This is a genomic window from Alloyangia mangrovi (genome assembly GCF_002300555.2).
Lineage (GTDB): Bacteria > Pseudomonadota > Alphaproteobacteria > Rhodobacterales > Rhodobacteraceae > Salipiger > Salipiger mangrovi.
On record NZ_NTHN02000047.1, the window covers coordinates 13,792 to 31,341 of the forward strand.

General features: G+C 66.3%; 15 protein-coding genes and 1 riboswitch. Of the genes, 10 read left to right on the top strand and 5 right to left on the bottom strand.

Annotated elements, in window-relative coordinates; all coding sequences use genetic code 11:
• The first annotated feature begins 58 nt into the window (after nt 1–58).
• The 4 genes from CLG85_RS20470 (at nt 59) to CLG85_RS20485 (ending at nt 4,656) form a co-directional block, all read left to right on the top strand.
• Entirely contained in the window at nt 59–3,046 is a 2,988-nt protein-coding gene (locus CLG85_RS20470; RefSeq protein ID WP_095884115.1) for a helicase-related protein, read from the top strand.
• 12 nt (nt 3,047–3,058) lie between these two features.
• Complete coding sequence (locus CLG85_RS20475) at nt 3,059–3,442, top strand: Hsp15 family ribosome-associated heat shock protein (protein ID WP_095884116.1); 384 nt, start codon at nt 3,059–3,061, stop codon at nt 3,440–3,442.
• Between the two features lie 49 nt (nt 3,443–3,491).
• The gene (fdxA, locus tag CLG85_RS20480) at nt 3,492–3,830 is read left to right on the top strand and encodes a ferredoxin FdxA (protein WP_095884117.1); all 339 of its coding nucleotides are present in this window, start codon (nt 3,492–3,494) and stop codon (nt 3,828–3,830) included.
• Nucleotides 3,831–4,146: 316 nt separating this feature from the next.
• Complete coding sequence (locus CLG85_RS20485) at nt 4,147–4,656, top strand: CarD family transcriptional regulator (protein WP_095884118.1); 510 nt, start codon at nt 4,147–4,149, stop codon at nt 4,654–4,656.
• A gap of 83 nt (nt 4,657–4,739) precedes the next feature.
• Here the strand turns inward: CLG85_RS20485 and CLG85_RS20490 are convergent, their stop codons facing one another.
• Nucleotides 4,740–6,071, bottom strand: a complete 1,332-nt coding sequence (locus CLG85_RS20490) for an NAD(P)/FAD-dependent oxidoreductase (RefSeq protein WP_260349924.1) — start codon at nt 6,069–6,071, stop codon at nt 4,740–4,742.
• 236 nt (nt 6,072–6,307) lie between these two features.
• On the bottom strand, nt 6,308–8,176 hold the full coding sequence (locus tag CLG85_RS20495) for a monovalent cation:proton antiporter-2 (CPA2) family protein (RefSeq protein ID WP_095882967.1): 1,869 nt from the start codon (nt 8,174–8,176) through the stop codon (nt 6,308–6,310).
• Between the two features lie 160 nt (nt 8,177–8,336).
• Nucleotides 8,337–8,413, top strand: a riboswitch (SAM riboswitch).
• Nucleotides 8,414–8,489: 76 nt separating this feature from the next.
• On the opposite strand from CLG85_RS20495, the gene metZ reads away from it, so the two are divergent.
• The 4 genes from metZ (at nt 8,490) to CLG85_RS20515 (ending at nt 12,870) form a co-directional block, all read left to right on the top strand.
• Nucleotides 8,490–9,674 (top strand): O-succinylhomoserine sulfhydrylase, encoded by a 1,185-nt coding sequence (gene metZ, locus CLG85_RS20500; RefSeq protein WP_095882966.1) that lies wholly within the window; start codon nt 8,490–8,492, stop codon nt 9,672–9,674.
• A 162-nt stretch (nt 9,675–9,836) separates the two neighbouring features.
• A complete protein-coding gene (gene folE2, locus CLG85_RS20505) occupies nt 9,837–10,937 on the top strand; it encodes a GTP cyclohydrolase FolE2 (protein WP_095882965.1) in 1,101 nt (366 codons plus the stop codon).
• Nucleotides 10,938–11,125: 188 nt separating this feature from the next.
• On the top strand, nt 11,126–11,365 hold the full coding sequence (locus tag CLG85_RS20510; protein WP_095882964.1) for a hypothetical protein: 240 nt from the start codon (nt 11,126–11,128) through the stop codon (nt 11,363–11,365).
• Between the two features lie 56 nt (nt 11,366–11,421).
• Nucleotides 11,422–12,870 carry a TrkH family potassium uptake protein gene (locus tag CLG85_RS20515; RefSeq protein ID WP_095882963.1) on the top strand — a complete coding sequence of 483 codons (1,449 nt, stop codon included), beginning with the start codon at nt 11,422–11,424 and terminating at the stop codon, nt 12,868–12,870.
• Between the two features lie 55 nt (nt 12,871–12,925).
• On the opposite strand, the gene CLG85_RS20520 is transcribed toward CLG85_RS20515, so the two are convergent.
• Nucleotides 12,926–14,299 carry an FAD-binding oxidoreductase gene (locus CLG85_RS20520; protein WP_095882962.1) on the bottom strand — a complete coding sequence of 458 codons (1,374 nt, stop codon included), beginning with the start codon at nt 14,297–14,299 and terminating at the stop codon, nt 12,926–12,928.
• Nucleotides 14,300–14,372: 73 nt separating this feature from the next.
• On the opposite strand from CLG85_RS20520, the gene CLG85_RS20525 reads away from it, so the two are divergent.
• Complete coding sequence (locus CLG85_RS20525; protein ID WP_095882961.1) at nt 14,373–16,049, top strand: chloride channel protein; 1,677 nt, start codon at nt 14,373–14,375, stop codon at nt 16,047–16,049.
• Nucleotides 16,050–16,100: 51 nt separating this feature from the next.
• Here the strand turns inward: CLG85_RS20525 and CLG85_RS20530 are convergent, their stop codons facing one another.
• Nucleotides 16,101–16,538, bottom strand: coding sequence for an organic hydroperoxide resistance protein (locus tag CLG85_RS20530; RefSeq protein ID WP_095882960.1), 438 nt, complete (start codon nt 16,536–16,538; stop codon nt 16,101–16,103).
• Between the two features lie 103 nt (nt 16,539–16,641).
• Here CLG85_RS20530 and CLG85_RS20535 point away from each other — a divergent pair, with 103 nt between their 5' ends.
• Nucleotides 16,642–17,118 (top strand): MarR family winged helix-turn-helix transcriptional regulator, encoded by a 477-nt coding sequence (locus CLG85_RS20535; protein ID WP_176476635.1) that lies wholly within the window; start codon nt 16,642–16,644, stop codon nt 17,116–17,118.
• A 74-nt stretch (nt 17,119–17,192) separates the two neighbouring features.
• On the opposite strand, the gene CLG85_RS20540 is transcribed toward CLG85_RS20535, so the two are convergent.
• Nucleotides 17,193–17,537, bottom strand: a complete 345-nt coding sequence (locus CLG85_RS20540; RefSeq protein ID WP_176476746.1) for a DUF427 domain-containing protein — start codon at nt 17,535–17,537, stop codon at nt 17,193–17,195.
• Between the last annotated feature and the right edge of the window lie 13 nt (nt 17,538–17,550).

Genomic DNA, 17,550 nt, shown 5'->3' on the forward strand with positions numbered 1-17,550 from the left:
GGCGGGCTGATCCGCCGGAGACGCGACGACCGGAAGAGGAAAGACAAGGCCCCCTCCCATGGCCCAACGCGCTCGGATCGCGGCCGTCCTAGGCCCGACCAACACAGGCAAGACCCATTATGCCATCGAACGGATGCTGGCGCACAGGACCGGCATGATCGGCCTGCCGCTGCGTCTGCTGGCGCGCGAGGTCTACGACAAGGTGGTGGCTGCCCGCGGCCCGTCGGTGGCGGCGCTGGTGACCGGCGAGGAGCGGATCGTGCCGCCGCGCGCGCAATACTGGATCTGCACCGTCGAGGCGATGCCCGAGGGCATGGGCTGCGACTTCGTGGCCATCGACGAGATCCAGCTCTGCGCCGACCCCGAACGCGGCCATGTCTTCACCGACCGGCTGCTGCGCATGCGCGGGCTGAACGAGACGCTGTTCCTCGGCTCGGACACCATGCGCGGGCCGATCTCGCAGCTGGTCAAGGGCGTCGAGTTCATGCGCCGCGACCGGATGAGCCAGCTGATGTACTCCGGCCCCAAGAAGATTTCCCGCATGCCGGCGCGCAGCGCCATAGTCGGCTTCTCGGTGGACAACGTCTATGCCATCGCCGAACTGCTGCGCCGCACCAAGGGTGGGGCGGCGGTGGTGATGGGGGCGCTCAGCCCGCGCACCCGCAACGCGCAGGTCGACCTCTACCAGAACGGCGATGTGGACTACCTCGTGGCCACCGACGCCATCGGCATGGGGCTCAATCTCGACGTCGATCACGTGGCGTTTTCCTCGCTGCGCAAGTTCGACGGGCGGCGGATGCGCGAGCTTCAGCCGAACGAGCTGGCGCAAATCGCTGGCCGGGCGGGGCGTGGCATGCGCGACGGCACCTTCGGCACCACCGGCGAAGCCGGGCAGATTCCGGAGGAGTGGGTCGAGGCGATCACCAGCCACAGCTTCACGCCGCTGAAGAAGCTCAACTGGCGCAATCCGCAGCTGAATTTCGGCTCGCCCGAGGCGCTGATCGACTCGCTCGAGAGGGCGCCCGACGATCCTAACCTGGTAAAGGCGCGCGAGGCCGACGACCTGATGTCGCTCAAATCGCTCAACTCGCAGGCGGAGGTTCGCGCGCGGGCCTCGGATCCGGCCTCGGTGAAGCTGCTCTGGGACGTCTGCCGTATTCCCGATTTCCGCGGGATCAGTCATAATGAACACGCGGCGCTGCTGCAGGTGATCTACCAGCACCTGCACGAGCGCGGAGAAATCCCGCGCGACTTCATGGCGCGGCAGGTGAAGCGCATCGATCGAACCGATGGCGACATTGATGCGTTGTCGAAACGTCTGGCATTTATCCGCACTTGGACTTACGTGGCGCAACGCAAAGGTTGGGTCGATGACGAAAGCCATTGGCGCGAGGCAACCCGCGCGGTAGAAGATGCTCTGTCCGACGCGCTCCACGCGCGTCTTACCCAAAGATTTGTTGACCGCCGCACGTCAGTGCTGATGCGGCGGTTGAAGCAGAAGGAGGCCCTCTTGGCCGAGGTGAACGAGAACGGAGAAGTGACCGTCGAAGGCGAATTCGTCGGTCGGCTCGAAGGGTTCCGCTTCCGGCAGGATGCCGGCGCAACGGGACAGGAAGCGAAGACGCTGAAGACGGCGTCGCTGCAGGCGCTCGCGCCGCATTTCCACCTGCGGGCGGATCGCTTCTACAACGCGCCCGATACCGAAATCGACTTCACCGAGCAGGGTGGCCTCATGTGGGGCGACCAGGCCGTGGGCAAGCTGGTCAAGGGCGACGACGCGCTGAAGCCGCGCGTCGCGGTCTTCGTCGATGACGAGGCCGGTGCGGATGTTGCACAGAAGGTCGAGCGCCGTCTGCAGCATTTCATCGATCGCAAGATCGCCGCGCTGTTTGAGCCGCTGCTGAACATGCAGAACGACGAGGCACTGACCGGGCTTGCCCGCGGCTTCGCCTTCCGCCTGATCGAATCGATGGGCGTCATCCCGCGCGGCCAGGTGGCCGACGAGGTGAAGCAGCTCGACCAGGACTCCCGCGGCGCGCTGCGCAAGCATGGCGTGCGCTTCGGTCAGTACACGATCTTCATGCCGCTGCTGCTCAAGCCCGCGCCGACCCGTCTGCGTCTGGTACTGTGGTCGCTGGCCAATGATCTCGACACCTTCCCCGAGGCGCCGCCGCCGGGTCTGGTGACCGTGCCCAACGTGCGCGAAGTGCCGATGGCGCATTACACCCTCTCGGGCTACCGCCCCGCCGGTGAGCGCGCGATCCGCATCGACATGCTCGAGCGTCTCGCCGACATGCTGCGCAGCGAGGACAGTCGCGGCGGCTTCGAGGCCAAGGCCGACATGCTGTCGATCACCGGCATGACGCTGGAGCAGTTCTCGGACCTCATGCAGGGTCTGGGCTACCGCGCCGAAAAGGGCGAGCGCAGCAAGGTCCGCGCGGCCGACAAGGTGCTGACCGAGAGCTCGGAACCCTCGGGCATCCCGGGCGAGGACGAGCCGGTCTTCGACGCTGCACAGGAAGAAGAGGCGACTCCCGCCGCGATGGCCGATCCGGCCGAAGCGCCCGAGGCCGCCGATCTTGTTGCCGGCACCGAGGCGATCGACGACGAGGGTCTGGCCCCGATCGCCGAGACCCCCGATGCGGTGGAAGTCGACGACAACATTCCCGAGACCGACGACACCGACCTGCTGCCGGGCGATGCCCCGGACGCGGCGCTGGCCGGCCCTGAGACTGAGGTGTTCTACACCTTCACCTGGGGTGGCAACCGCGGCGCACGCGGTGGTCGTCAGGGCGGTCGCGACGGCGCTCGTGAAGGCGCGCGTGAGGGTGGCCGCGAGGGTGCCCGCGAAGGCGGTCGGCAGGCGCGTGGCAAGGGTGGCCCGAAGGGCGGCGGCAAGCCGCGCGGCAAGGGCGGTCCCAAAGGTGGTCCCAAGGGCGCTCCGAAGGGTCCCAAGACCTTCGAGTCGCGTCCCGAGAAGAAGGACCGGATCGATCCGGACAACCCCTTCGCGGCCGCACTCATGGGCTTCAAGGGCAAATCCTGAGGCGCATCGCGCGTGGCTGATCCGGCTCCCAAGCTCCGCATCGACAAATGGCTCTGGCAGGCCCGCTTCTTCAAGACGCGGGGCCTGTCGGCCAAGGCGGTGTCCTCTGGTGTCCGGGTCAACGGTCTCAACGTGTCGAAACCGGCCTTCAACGTGGGGCCGGGGGATGTTCTGACCTTCAGCCAGGCGCGCCAGGTGCGCGTGATCAAGGTCGTGGCGCTCGGCGAGCGCCGCGGCCCGGCGCCCGAGGCGCAGCAGCTCTACGAGGATCTTGATCCTCCACAGCCCAGATCCGAGGATGACGTTCCGCCGGTCCAGCGCCTCGAAGGCAATTCTCGTCCCACCAAGCGCGACCGCAGGAAACTCGATCTTGATCGCGGCCGGGCGCTTGAATGATCGCCTTTGCTGGTCTAGCTAAGCGCCTATCAGCCTTTGAGAGACAGCAATGACCTACGTCGTCACCGAAAATTGTATCGCCTGCAAATACACCGATTGCGTGGAAGTCTGCCCGGTGGACTGTTTCTATGAGGGCGAGAACACGCTGGTGATCCATCCCGACGAATGCATCGACTGCGGCGTCTGCGAGCCGGAGTGCCCGGCTGACGCGATCCGCCCGGACACCGAGCCGGACATGGAGAAATGGGTAGAGTTCAACCGCAAGTACGCGGAACTCTGGCCGGTGATCATCACCAAGAAGGACCCGCTGCCGGAAGCCGAAGAGCGCGATGGCGAAGCGGACAAGCTGACCAAATACTTCTCCGAAGCGCCGGGCGAGGGCGACTGAGAGAAGCAGGACTACGCTCGGCGCGGGGCGCGATTCGTGCCTGCCGCGCCGGGAGCCGCTCACGGGGGCGTGTTTTGGCCCGTAACATATTGCGATAAAAAAACATCTTTCCAGCCCGGGCGCTCCTAGGAAAGACGTTCATTTTGTGCTATGTTCTGCGCCACTCATGTTGAAACAATGCACACATGGCCGGGCCGGTCTGCACCCCGGGGGTTAAGCTTTTCGCGTAAAACCAGACGAACGGAATGCACCTCCTAGCATCCCGTCCGTCTTGCTGTCGCGTGTGCGCAAGTTTCGCTGCTAAGGACGCTGTTGGATGACCAAGACCAAGAAGAACGAATTCCGCCCGAATGACTACGTGGTCTACCCGGCCCATGGCGTGGGTCAGATCATGTCGATCGAGGAGCAGGAAATCGCCGGCATCAAGCTGGAGCTTTTCGTGATCTCCTTCGAGAAAGACAAGATGACGCTGCGGGTCCCGACCCACAAGGCGACCGAGATCGGCATGCGCTCGCTGTCCTCGCCGGACGTGGTGAGCCAGGCAATGAAGACGCTCAAGGGCAAGGCCAAGGTCAAGCGCGCCATGTGGTCCCGCCGTGCCCAGGAATACGAACAGAAGATCAACTCTGGTGACCTGATTGCGATTGCCGAAGTGGTGCGCGACCTGCACCGCGCCGACGACCAGCGCGAGCAGAGCTACTCCGAGCGTCAGCTCTACGAGGCCGCGCTCGAGCGCCTGACCCGCGAAGTGGCCGCTGTTTCCGGGGGCGACGAAGTTGCTGCCGCCCGCCAGGTGGACGAAGTCCTCGGCCTGCGCGCCGCTTGATCGCGCGTACCTCCCGACGAATTCAAAAGGGCTGCCCTGGCGGGCAGCCCTTTTCTTTAGCCGAAGAGGGCTCGTACGGCCCCTCAGTGCAGCTTCAGCTTGGGGCGAATGCGCCGCGAGGCACCGCCGAGCAGCGCGCCCAGCGTCGCGCGCCAGGTGCCCAGCACCGACTTGCGGTGCAGGAAGTGCAGCGAGCGGTAGGCGCGCCGCGCCAGCCAGCCCTCGATGGTGATCGTGCCGATCGCCTTGCCCATCAGCGAGCCCACCGCTCCCTCGTTGCTGATCGCCACCAGCGAGCCGTGGTCGGCATAGGCGAAGTCCTTCAGCGGCTTGCCGGTGACCTGCGCCACGATCTGGCGCTCCATGAATTCGGCCTGTTGGGTGGCGACCTGCGCGCGCGGCGGCAAGGAGGTCTCCTTGGCGGGCCAGGGGCAGTCGGCGCAGTCGCCTAGCGCGTAGATGCGTTCGTCGGCAAAGGTCTGCAGGGTGGGGCGCACCTTGAGACGGCCGAGGCTGCCGGTCTCGAAGCCGTCGAGCTGGCCGATCACCTCGGGCGCGCGCACCCCCGCCGCCCAGACCGTCAGGTTGGAGCTGAGCGTCGTGCCGTCGGCGAGCGCCACCGCGCCGGGCTCGATGCGGGCGACCCGGGCGCCGGTCATCACATCGATGTGCAGCTCGCGCAGGTGGCGGGCGACCTTGGCCGAGATGGTCTCGGGCAGGGCGCTCAGCACGCGCGGCGCGGCCTCGATCAGGCGGATGGTCACCGCGTCGGGGCGGCGCACCTTGTGGATGCCGTTGCGCGCGAACTGCCCGGCGGCCTCTCGCAACTCGGCGGCCAGTTCGACGCCGGTGGCGCCCGCGCCGATGATGGTCAGCTCGAGCTTCTCGGTGGTGCCGAGCGCGCCGGTCTGGAAGCGCAGGAAGAGGTTCAGCAGCTCGGCCTGCAGGCGCTTGGCCTGCGCGGGCGTGTCGAGCATCATGCAGTTCTCGGCCACGCCGGGCGTGCCGAAGTCGTTCGAGCGGCTGCCGATGGCCAGCACGAGGATGTCGTAGGGCAGGGCGCGCTTGGGGGCGAGCGGGCGGTTGCTCGGATCGTTCACCGCCTGCAGCTCCACCAGCCGCTTCTCGCGGTCGATGCCGGTGAAGCGACCGAGGCGGAAATTGTACTCGTTGCGGTGCGAATGCTCGAGCAGGCTGATCTCCTCGTCGAAGCCCTTGGTCCCGGCGGCAAACTCGTGCAGCGACGGTTTCCACATGTGCGAGAGGTTCTCGTCGACGAGGGTGATCTCGGCCTTTCCGGCATGGCCGAGGCGTCGGCTGAGGCGGGTGGCGAGGTTCAGGCCGGCGGTACCGGCACCGACGATGACGATCTGGGGGGGGCTTGGAGGCTTGGGGCATGTCGAGGCTATTCGCATCTGATAGCCGAAGGGCGGGACGTGGCCGGCGCCGCGTGCGCGGGTCTTGGTCCACCTCCGGCGCGGCCCGCATAGCCCAATGCTGCAGATGCAGCATCCGCGAAATGGCCAGAGGCAATGACAATCCCGCGAGCCACTGTGTCGCACGCGGCGATTTGCCTCAATTTTAGACTACTGCCATGTGAGCAAAGAGGAATTTCCGATTTCTGTATGCCGTGGGATACCCTCTGGCCGGGTCAGGCCGCGTCATGGCGCTCGGCTTCGAGCGCGCTGAACAGCGCCGTCTCGAGGTCCTTCTCGAGCTCTCGGGCCCGTTTGACGTAGGCCGGGTTCTGCGATGGCGGCGTGCCCGGTTCCCAGAGCGTGGCCAGCTCGCGCATGGTCTCGCGGTCGTGGTGGTAGAAGGTCTCTTCGGCGATGGCTGCCTCGTATTCGGTGAGACCCACCTGCTCGAGCACGTAGCGCCCGGCGCGCAGCGAGCTGTCGAACATCTCGCGCACGATCTTGTCGGCGCCGGCCTGGTAGAGTTCGTAGACATGGGTGCGGTCGCGGGCGCGGGCGATGATGAAGATCTCGGGCCGGATGCGCTTGGCGAAGCGCACGAGCTTGGTGGTGGCCTTGGGATCGTCGAGCGCGGCGACCAGCACCTTGGCCTTGGAGATGCCCGCAGCGTGCAGCAGCTCGGGGCGGGTGGGATCGCCGAAGAAGCCCTTTACCCCGAACTGGCGCATCAGCTCGATGGTCTGCATGTCGTGGTCTATCACCACGGTCTTGTAGCCCGAGCTCTGCACCAGCCTGTTGACGATCTGCCCGAAGCGCCCGATCCCTGCGAGGATGATCGGCCCCTCGCGATCGATCTTGTCGTGCGGGCGGGCTTCGGACTTGTCCTCGAACTTGGCCGAGAGCTTGTCGTAGAGGATGAAAAGCGCCGGGGTGATCAGCATCGACAGCGCCACCACCATCAGAAGGCGCTGACCGAAGGCCTCGGTCATCACGTTCTGCTGCAGCGCGAAAGAGATGAGCACGAAGCCGAATTCCCCGGCCTGCGCCAGAGACAGGGTAAACAGCATCCGGTCGCGACCCTTGAGGTGGAAGAGCCCGCCTAGCAGGTAGAGGATCGCGCCCTTGACGAGGATCAACCCCAGCGTGATGCCGATCAGCACGAAGGGCTCGCGCAGGAAGTCGGCAAGGTTCAGCCCTGCGCCCACGGTGATGAAGAACAGCCCCAGGAGGAGCCCCTTGAAGGGCTCGATGTCGCTCTCGAGCTGGTGGCGGAATTCCGAGTTCGCCAGCACCACGCCGGCAAGGAAGGTGCCGAGCGCCGGCGACAGGCCCACCAGCCCCATCAGGAAGGCGATGCCGACGACGATGAGCAGCGCCACGGCGGTGAACATCTCGGGCAGGTGCGACGAGTTGATGTGGCGGAAGAGCGGCCGCGCGCCGTAGATGCCCGCGAGGATGATCAGGGCGACGGCGCCAAGGGTCACCAGCGCCACCGCCCAGCCGGGCAAGCCGGCCACCAGCGACATGCCGTGCTCGGCGCTTCCGTGACCGGAAGGCTCGATCGCCCCCTCGGGGTTGATCGTCGCGGCGAGAGGCGCACCCAAGAGCGGCAGCAGGATCAGCATCGGGATGACCGCGATGTCCTGCGTCAGCAGCACCGAGAAGGCCGAGCGCCCGCCGGGGGTCTGCATCAGCCCCTTCTCTGACAGGGTCTGCAGCACGATGGCCGTCGAGGAGAGGCAGAAGACCATGCCCGCCGCCAGCGCCGTGCCCCAGGCGGTGCCCAGCCCCATGACCACCGCCGTGATCGCCGCCATGGTCAGCAGGATCTGCAGCCCTCCGAGCCCGATCAGCCGGTGCCGCATGTCCCACAGCGCCCGCGGCTCCAGTTCGAGCCCGATGATGAAGAGCATCATCACCACGCCGAACTCGGCAAAATGGCGCAGGTCGTCGGTGTGCGAAACGAGGTGCAGCCCCGGCCCGATGATGATCCCCGCCAGCAGGTAGCCGAGCACCGATCCGAGCCCCAGACGGGTCGCGATCGGCACGGCGATCACCGCCGCCGCGAGGTAGATGGAGGCCTGAAAGAGCGCGCTTTCCATGTCTGTCTGTGCCTGCTTCGTGACTGCCCTGACGTCCGCATGATGCGGGGCGATGGAGGGGAATGACAAGCACCCGTGCGCGGGGCCGCAGGGGTCGTGACATCCGGGCGCAACATTGGGTGCCTCTCGTCGTGCTTGACCGGAAGACATCGGCGGCGTATCTCGGCGCCGTGGCGATTTGTTGACGGATTGCGGGCCACGTAAAACATGCCGCTAAAAGGTCGGACGAGAGAGCCCCTTTCGCTTGACCGCGAGTGGGGCTTTTTCATTTCCGGCGCAAAAGGATCGTCCGGGCACAGAAAGGTGGAAGATCATGGCAGATTTCAAGAAGGCATCGCGGACCGAGCTGGTCCATGGCGGCACCAAGCGCAGCCAGTGGGGGGAACTGAGCGAGGCCATCTTCCTCACCCAGGGCTTCGCCTATGACAGCGCCGAGCAGGCCGAGGCGCGCTTCATCAAGACCGAGCCGGACGAGTACATCTATGCCCGCTACGGCAATCCCACCGTTGCCATGTTCGAAGAACGCATCGCGCTGTTGGAAGGCGCCGAGGATGCCTTTGCCACTGCCTCGGGGATGGCCGCCGTCTCGGGCGCACTGACTGCCATGCTGAAGGCCGGCGACCGGGTCGTCGCGGCGCGCGCGCTCTTCGGCTCGTGCCTCTATGTGCTCGAGACCATCCTGACCCGCTTCGGCGTCGAGGTGGTCTTCGTCGACGGCGCCGATCTGGCGCAATGGGAAGAGGCGCTGAAGCCGGGCGCCGAGTTGGTCTTCTTCGAAAGCATGTCGAACCCGACGCTCGAGCTGGTCGACATCGAGGCCGTCGCCAAGCTGGCCCATGCGGTGGGCGCCAAGGTGGTGGTCGACAACGTCTTCTCGACCCCGGTCTACAGCCGGGCGATCGAGCAGGGGGCCGACGTGGTGGTCTATTCCGCCACCAAGCACATCGACGGGCAGGGCCGGACGCTGGGCGGGGTGATCCTCGGCTCGCGCGAGATCATCCGCGGCGTAATCGAGCCCTACATGAAGCACACCGGCGGCTCGATGAGCCCCTTCACTGCTTGGGTCATGCTCAAGGGGCTCGAGACCATCGACCTGCGCGTGCGCGCCCAGACCGCTTCGGCCGAGGCGATCGCCAAGGCGGTGATCACCCATCCCAAGGTGACCCGCGTCAGCTACCCGGGGCTCGAGAGCCACCCGCAGAACGAGCTGGCGCAGCGCCAGCTCGGGGCCGGGGGAACGATGGTCGCTTTCGAGATTCAAGGCGGAAAAGAGGCAGCCTTCCGCTTCTGCAACGCGCTCAAGGTGATCCTGATTTCGAACAACCTCGGGGACGCGAAATCCATCGCAACGCACCCCGCGACGACGACCCACCAGCGGCTGTCTCCTGAGCAGCGTCAAGGGCTTGGCATCGCTGACGGACTCATCCGACTGTCGGTCGGCATCGAGGATACCGGCGATCTTGTTGCAGATATTCAACAAGCTCTGGACGTTGCGTAATTTTTGAGCGGCCGGGCAAATTAACATTTGCCCGGCCACATTTTTGCCCGCAATAGATGATCCATAAGAATAGGTGCGCCCGCATAAGGGTCGTAAATAGTGGAAATTTCGGTAAAACATCCTAAGTACGTTGGAACGAACCCCCGCCTCGGAGGGCAGGACATGAATGTGTATTCGCCGGTAGTTGACCGCAACCCAAGCCGTGATGACGCAGAGGCCGCGCTGGCCGTACTCCGTCAATGGACCGAGGCAGCCGACGACAGTGAAATTACCGATCTCGACCCCGCGCTTCTGAAACTCCTCGGTGCCGCGCAGGACTATCCCATCTTCTCGCGCCAGTACCCCGAGGGGTTCTCTGTCGATGACGCCTACAAGACGTCCTTGCCCGACCTGCAGAATGGTCCGGCATCGCTCATTCGTGGCGAAAATGTGCGCATCCAGCACGTCGGCATCTCGAACTTCCGCCTGCCCATCAGCTACCGGCTGAAGGATGGCTCGTCCCTCATGCTCGAGACCTCGGTGACCGGCACGGTCAGCCTCGAGGCCGACAAGAAGGGCATCAACATGTCGCGCATCATGCGCAGCTTCTACACTCATGCTGAAAAGAACTTCAGCTTCGGCGTGATCGAGGCGGCGCTGAACGACTACAAGTCGGATCTGGAAAGCTTCGACGCGCGCATCCAGATGCGCTTCTCCTTCCCGATGACGATGACGAGCCTGCGCTCGGGCCTGTCGGGTTACCAGTATTACGATCTGGCGCTGGAACTGGTCGAGCAGAACGGCGTGCGCCAGCGCATCGCCCATCTCGACTATGTCTACAGCTCGACCTGCCCCTGCTCGCTGGAGCTCTCGGAGCATGCCCGCCAGTTCCGCGGCCAGCTCGCCACGCCGCACTCGCAGCGCTCGGTGGCGCGCGTGTCGGTGGTGCTGGAGGACGACAGCGACGATTGCCTGTGGTTCGAGGACCTTGTGGGCCTGTGCCGCGACGCCGTGCCGACCGAGACCCAGGTCATGGTCAAGCGCGAAGACGAGCAGGCCTTTGCCGAACTCAACGCCGCCAACCCGATTTTCGTCGAGGACGCGGCCCGGCTCTTCGCCGAGGCGATGGCCGGTGACGAGCGGATCGGCGACTTCCGCGTGATGTGCAGCCACCAGGAGAGCCTGCACTCGCATGACGCGGTGGCGCTGCTGACGCAGGGGACGACCTTTGCCCAGACCAGCCTCGATCCGACGCTCTTCCCGAGCCTGATCCATCGGGGCTGATTTTCCGGGGCTGATTGGCGGGCGCCCTTGGGGCGCTGCCACAAGTTTCGGCACCAACGCGATGCCGCCGGTCACTCCGGCGGCATTTTGCTGCGCTGCGGAAATTTTCGCGCGGCCGGTCATGATTTTCCGGCGTCGAGGCGGCAGGCTGCTGGCGGGAGGGCAGGCAACCCACCGGAGGCCTCCGCATGGCGACGAGCAGCAGCGCAGACAATGTCACGATCGGACTGGGACGCGGCTCGCTGCGTGCCAAGATCGATGCCTATTTCGCGGGCGTAGGGCAGGGCATCAACGCCTATGGGCTGCGCCGGGCGCGGATGCATGAAATCCTCGTGCTGGAGAGCCAGAGCGACGAGCGTCTCGCCGAGATGGGGCTGACCCGCGAGCAGATTCTGCCGCATGTCTTTCGCGACCTTTTCGGCGATTGACCAGCTGCCGTAGCGCGGCGCTTGACAGGCAGGCAGCGCCGGGCGAAGGCTCTGCAATGTTCGATGTCCGCCCTGTTGCCTACGTTCTCGGCCTGCTCGTTACCACGCTCGGCAGCTGCATGCTGGTTCCGTTTCTCGTGGATGTCGCCGAGGGGCGCGAGCATTGGCCGGTCTTTCTCGAAAGTGCTCTGATCACCATGCTCTGCGGCGGGCTGGTGAGCCTTGCCTGCGCCAATGCCGGACGGCAGGGGCTGACGCTGCAGCAGACCTTCCTGTTGACCGTCGGGGCCTGGGTGGTGCTGCCCTTCTTCGGCGGCATTCCCTTCATGCTGGGCGCCACCGAGGCGCGCATCGTCGATGCCTTCTTCGAGGCCATGTCGGGCATCACCACCACCGGCTCGACGGTCTTCACCGGGCTCGACGCGCTACCGAAGGGCATCCTGCTCTGGCGCGGCATCCTGCAATGGCTGGGCGGTATCGGGATCATCGTTGTCGCCATGGTCTTTCTCCCCGAGCTGCGGGTGGGCGGCATGCAGATCTTCCGCTCCGAGGCCTTCGAGACCATGGGCAAGATCCTGCCCCGCGCCACCGAGATCGCCTCGTCCATCTCCACCATCTACGTCGGCATGACGCTGGCCTGCGCCGCCGCCTACATGCTCTGCGGCATGGATGCCTTCGATGCCACCGTGCATGCGCTGACCACGCTCTCGACCGGGGGCTTCGCCAATTACGATTCGTCTTTCGGCGGTTTTCAGGGGCCGGCGGAATATGTTGCCGCCTTCTTCATGCTCGCCGCCGCGCTGCCCTTCGTGCGCTATGTTCAGATGATGAACGGCCACCACACGGCGCTGTGGCGCGACAGCCAGGTGCGCGCCTTCTTCGGGACCATCCTCGCGCTGGTGGCCGTGATGAGCGTGACGCTGCTCGCTCTCTTCCCGCACCACCCCGAACAGGCGATCCGCGAGTCTCTGTTCAACATCAGCTCGATCATCTCAGGTACCGGCTATGCCTCGGTGGACTACATGACTTGGGGGCCGTTCCTGATCACGCTGTTCTTCTTCATCGGGCTGATCGGCGGGTGCGCCGGCTCGACCGCCTGCTCGGTGAAGATTTTCCGCTACCAGCTGCTCTTCGCCTCGATCCGCGTGCAACTCAAGCGCATCCGGGCGCCGCATGGCGTCTTCACCCCGCGCTTCGACGGCCGCCCGGTCGCCGATGAGGTGCTGAGTTCGGTGATGGCCTATTTCGTCTTCTTCGTGGTCTCGCTCGGGGTGCTGTCGGTGGCGCTCGGCTTCACCGGCCTCGACTTCGTGACGTCGGTCTCGGGCGCGGCGACGGCGCTGGCCAACGTCGGGCCGGGGCTTGGCGAGATCATCGGCCCGGCGGGCAACTTCGCGACGCTCAACGACACCGCGAAGTGGATGCTCTCGTTTGCCATGCTGGTCGGGCGGCTTGAAATCATGGCGGTCTTCGTGCTCTTCACGGTCCGCTTCTGGCGCGGCTGAGGGCATTCGTCTGCAGTGATAAGGCCGGGTCCCTCGGGATCCGGCCTTTTGCGTTTCAGTCCTGTGGCACCAGCTTGCCGGGGTTCATGATGTTCTGTGGGTCGAGCGCGCGCTTGATCTCGCCCATCACCTGCCAGCCGGCGCCATGTTCCTCTTCCATGTAGGCCAGCTTGCCATGGCCCACGCCGTGCTCGCCGGTGCAGGTGCCGCCCATCCGCAGGGCGCGCTCGGCCATGCGGTGCGACAGGCGCTTGGCCTCGGCGAGGTCCTCTGGCTTGTCGGGATCGAGCAGCAGGATGGCGTGGAAGTTGCCGTCGCCGACGTGGCCGAGGATCGGGCCGGGAATGCCGCTCGCGGCGATGTCGGCCTGCGTCTCCTCGACCGCCTCGGCAAGCCGCGAGATCGGCACGCAGATGTCGGTGACCACTGCCCGTGCGCCCTTGCGCGACGCGAGGATGGCGTAATAGCCGTTGTGGCGCAGTGCCCAGAGCGCGCGGCGCTCCTCTTCGCGGACGGACCATTCGAAGGGGCTGCCACCGTTGTCCGCGACGATCTCGGCAAAGCGCTCGGCGTCCTGCTGAACGCTCTCGGGTGAGCCGTTGAACTCCACCAGCAGGTGCGGGCTCTCGGCCATCGCCATGCCCGAATAGGCCGAGAAGGCGCGGGCGGTGGCGGCGTCGACGAACTCGATGCGGGCCATGGGGATGCCCATCTGGATCGTCTCCATCACTGCGGTGACCGCGCTGCCCATGTCCGGGAAGGCGCAGATGCCAGCCGAGACCGCCTCGGGGATGCCGTGCAGGCGCAGCGTCAGCTCGGTGACGAGGCCGAGCGTGCCCTCCGACCCGACGAAGAGCGCGGTCAGGTCATAGCCCGCCGCCGACTTGCGGGCGCGGGTGCCGGTCTCGAGGGTGCGCCCGTCGGCGAGCACGACCTTCAGCCCCAGCACGTTGTCCCGCATCGAGCCATAGCGCACCGTGGTGGTGCCCGAGGCGCGGGTCATCGCCATGCCGCCGAGCGTCGCATTGGCGCCGGGATCGACCGGGAAGAAGAGGCCGGTGGCGCGCAGTTCCTCGTTCAGCGCCTCGCGGGTGACGCCGGGCTGGATCGTCACGTCCATGTCGGCGGGGCGAATCTCCAGCACCTTGTTCATGCGGGTGAAATCGACGGTGACGCCGCCCTTCACCGCCTGTCCGTGGCCCTCGAGCGAGCTGCCCGCGCCCCAGCCGATCACCGGGCAGGCGTGCTCGGCGCAGATCTGCACGATGCGCTGCACCTCCTCGGCGGTCTCGGGGTAGGCGACCCCATCTGGCGGGGTGAGGGGGAAATAGGACTCGGAACGGCCATGCTGCTCCAGTTCGGACTTGGAGCGGGTGAATCGTTCGCCTAGGAAGGCATCAAGAGCCTCCAGGGCTTCGGCGACGGGCATTGAGAAACCTCCGTGGAAAATCGGGGCGACCTTAGCCGCGCCGCGCGCCCTGCGAAAGCCATGGGACCGAGGAATGCCGCAGCAGATTGCCGATCAGTGGCGCGAGACACGCGCGCTTTGCAGCCGGGGGTGGGATACGCTGCGCCACAAGGGGCCGGGGCAGGTCACCTTCTGGGTGATCGCGCTGCTGGTGGGGGCCGCCGCAGGCTTTGCCGCGCTGCTCTTCCGGCTCGCCATCCACCGGCTGCAGGCCTTCGTCTACGGCACCGAGGACGTGAACCTGCTGGCCAGCTTCGCCGAGACGCTGCCCTGGATCTACGTGCTGCTGATCCCTGTGGCGGGCGGGGCGACGGTCGGGCTCATCTTGCAGAAGTTCACCCCCGACGGGCGGGTGCGCAGCGTGTCGGACGTGATCGAGGGCGCGGCGCTCAACGACGGACGGGTCGAGAAGAAGGCGGGCATCGCCTCGGCGCTCTGCTCGTGGATCACCCTCTCGACCGGCGGCTCGACCGGGCGCGAGGGGCCGGTGGTGCATATCGCCGCGATGATCGCCTCTTCGGTGTCGAACCTCTTGCGCGTCGACGGCATCACCGGGCGCGACCTTCTGGGCTGCGCCGTGGCAGCGGCGGTCTCGGCGAGCTTCAACGCGCCCATTGCCGGGGCGCTCTTCGGGCTCGAGGTGATCCTGCGCCACTTCGCCCTGCATGCCTTTGCGCCCATCGTGGTGGCCAGCGCCGCGGGCACGGTGATCAACCGGCTCTACTTCGGCGACGTCACCGAGTTCGTCCTGCCCGGCACCACGACGGTGGAGTTCTACCTCGAGCTGCCCGCCTTCTTTATCATGGGACTGGTCTGCGGACTGGTGGCCGTGCTGATGATCAAGGCGCTGTTCTGGTCCGACGGGCTGGGCACGGCGATCCAGAAGCGCCTCGGCCTGCCGCACTGGCTACGCCCGGCGGTCGCGGGCCTTCTGCTCGGCGCCATCGCCATCGCCTTCCCGCACATCATCGGGGTCGGCTACGAGACCACTTCGCGGGCGCTCTCGGGGCAGCTCACGCTGAGCCAGGCCTTCGTCTTCGCGGCGGTGAAGGTTGCGGCGGTGTCGATCACCATGGCCGGGCGCATGGGCGGCGGGGTCTTCTCGCCCTCGCTGATGGTGGGGGCACTCACCGGGCTGACCTTCGGCCATATCGCCACCGGGCTCTTTCCGGAGCAGAGCTCGGTCTTCACGCTCTACGCGCTGGCGGGCATGGGGGCGGTGGCGGCGGCGGTGCTGGGCGCGCCGATCTCGACCACGCTCATCGTCTTCGAACTCACCGGCGACTGGCAGACCGGGCTGGCGGTTATGGTCTCGGTCTCCATGTCGACGGCGGTGGCTTCGCGCCTCGTCGACCGCAGTTTCTTCCTGTCGCAACTGGCGCGGCGCAACGTCCAGCTTGCCGCCGGGCCGCAGGCCTACCTCTTGGCCATGTTCCGGGTGCAGGGCGTCATGCGCAAGCCCACCGATGAAGGCGCGGCGGACGAGGAGGCCTGCCTGCGGATGATCGAGCAGGGGCTTTACGTGACCGCGCAGGCGACGCTGGAGGCCGCGCTGCCGCTTTTCGACAAGTCGGGCGTCGCCTACCTGCCGGTGGTGACCCGCAGCGGCCCCGACGATGCGCCGGTGCTGCAGGGCGCGCTCTTCCACGTGGACGCGCTCAAGGCCTACAACCGGGCGCTGGCGGCGACGGCCGAGGAAGAGCATAGCTGACGGCGGCCCGGCGGGTCGCACCCCGGGCCGTCTGACTTTGCGGGGCGTCTTTCAGGCCAGCTCGAGGCTCACCTCGATATTGCCGCGTGTGGCGTTGGAATAGGGGCAGACCTCATGCGCACGCTTGAGGATGGCCTCGGCCACCTCCTGCTCCAGCCCCGGCATCCTTGCGACCAGCTTCACGGTCAACCCGAAGCCGCCCGCAGGCAGGCCGCCGATCCCCACACGCGCATCGACGGTGGTCTCGGCGGGTACGCTGCCCAGCTTCTCGGCCTGTGCGACGAAGCGCATGGCGCTGAGGAAGCAGGCGGCATAGCCCATCGCGAAGAGCTCCTCGGGGTTGTGGCCCTTGCCCGAGCCGCCCAGCTCCTTGGGGCTGTTCATCGTCACCGTCAGCATGCCCGAGGCGAGCTTTGTCACACCGTCGCGGCCGCTGCCGGAGGCCTGCGCTTCGGTCCAGTACTTCACGTCGAGAGCGTCTTGGGTCATGGCGAAAACCTTTGTGTTCGATTCTATCGTGCACGATAGATATGTGGTCCCGTCGCTATGTCAATCGCTTGAGAAAGGATCGTGCGCGATTTATATTCTGCCCATGACCGATACAGCCCAGACCAGCGACCCGCAGACTGACCCGAAGACCCCCGCGCTCTCGCCGCAGGACATGGTCTGCTTCTCGCTCTACTCGGCGGTGCACGCGATGACGCAGGCCTACCGCCCGCATCTCGAGGCGCTGGGGCTGACCTATCCGCAGTACCTCGTCATGAGTGCGCTCTGGTCCGCAGGGGAGGCGCCGACGGTGGGCATGCTCTCGCGACAGGTGCAGCTCGAATCGAGCACGCTGACCCCGCTGTTGAAGCGGCTCGAGGCCATGGGCCTGCTGACCCGCCGCCGCGACGCCGAGGACGAGCGGCAGGTGCGCATCGCGCTCACCGACGCGGGGCAGTCCATGCAAGGCCGCACGTCGCATATCGCGGGCTGCATCGCCGAGCAGAGCGGTATGAGCGTCGACGAGCTGCTGGCGCTTCGGGATCAGGTCAGCCGCCTGCGGGACAACCTGCGCAAGGGGTAGGGCGTGGCACGGCCCGGGAAATGCAAAAGGCCGGCCCCATGGGGCCGGCCTTTGCGTTTGAACTGTTTGGCGGCTCAGACCTGTTCGACAGCCACGCCGTCCTGCAGGTCGAAGGCCAGGTAGCCCTTGATCTCCGCGGCGTCCGGCTTCGGGTCGAGGTAGGAGAAGACCGCGTTGTCATAGGTGCGGCTCTTCGAGGCGATGTGGTAATGCTCGGCATCGCCAAGCGCCGCGCTGGTGCTGCGGTAGGGGCTCGGCTCGAGGAAGGCCATGGCCACGTCCTCGCGCGGGAAGTAGATGGTCAGGGGCTTGTCGCCCTCCGTCAGCTCGAGGGCGCGGTTGCTCTCGCCAAGCACGGCGCCACCGGCGCGGATGACCCAGGTGCCCGTGGCAGGGCGGACGGCAATCTGTTTCAACATCCTGTTTCTCCCG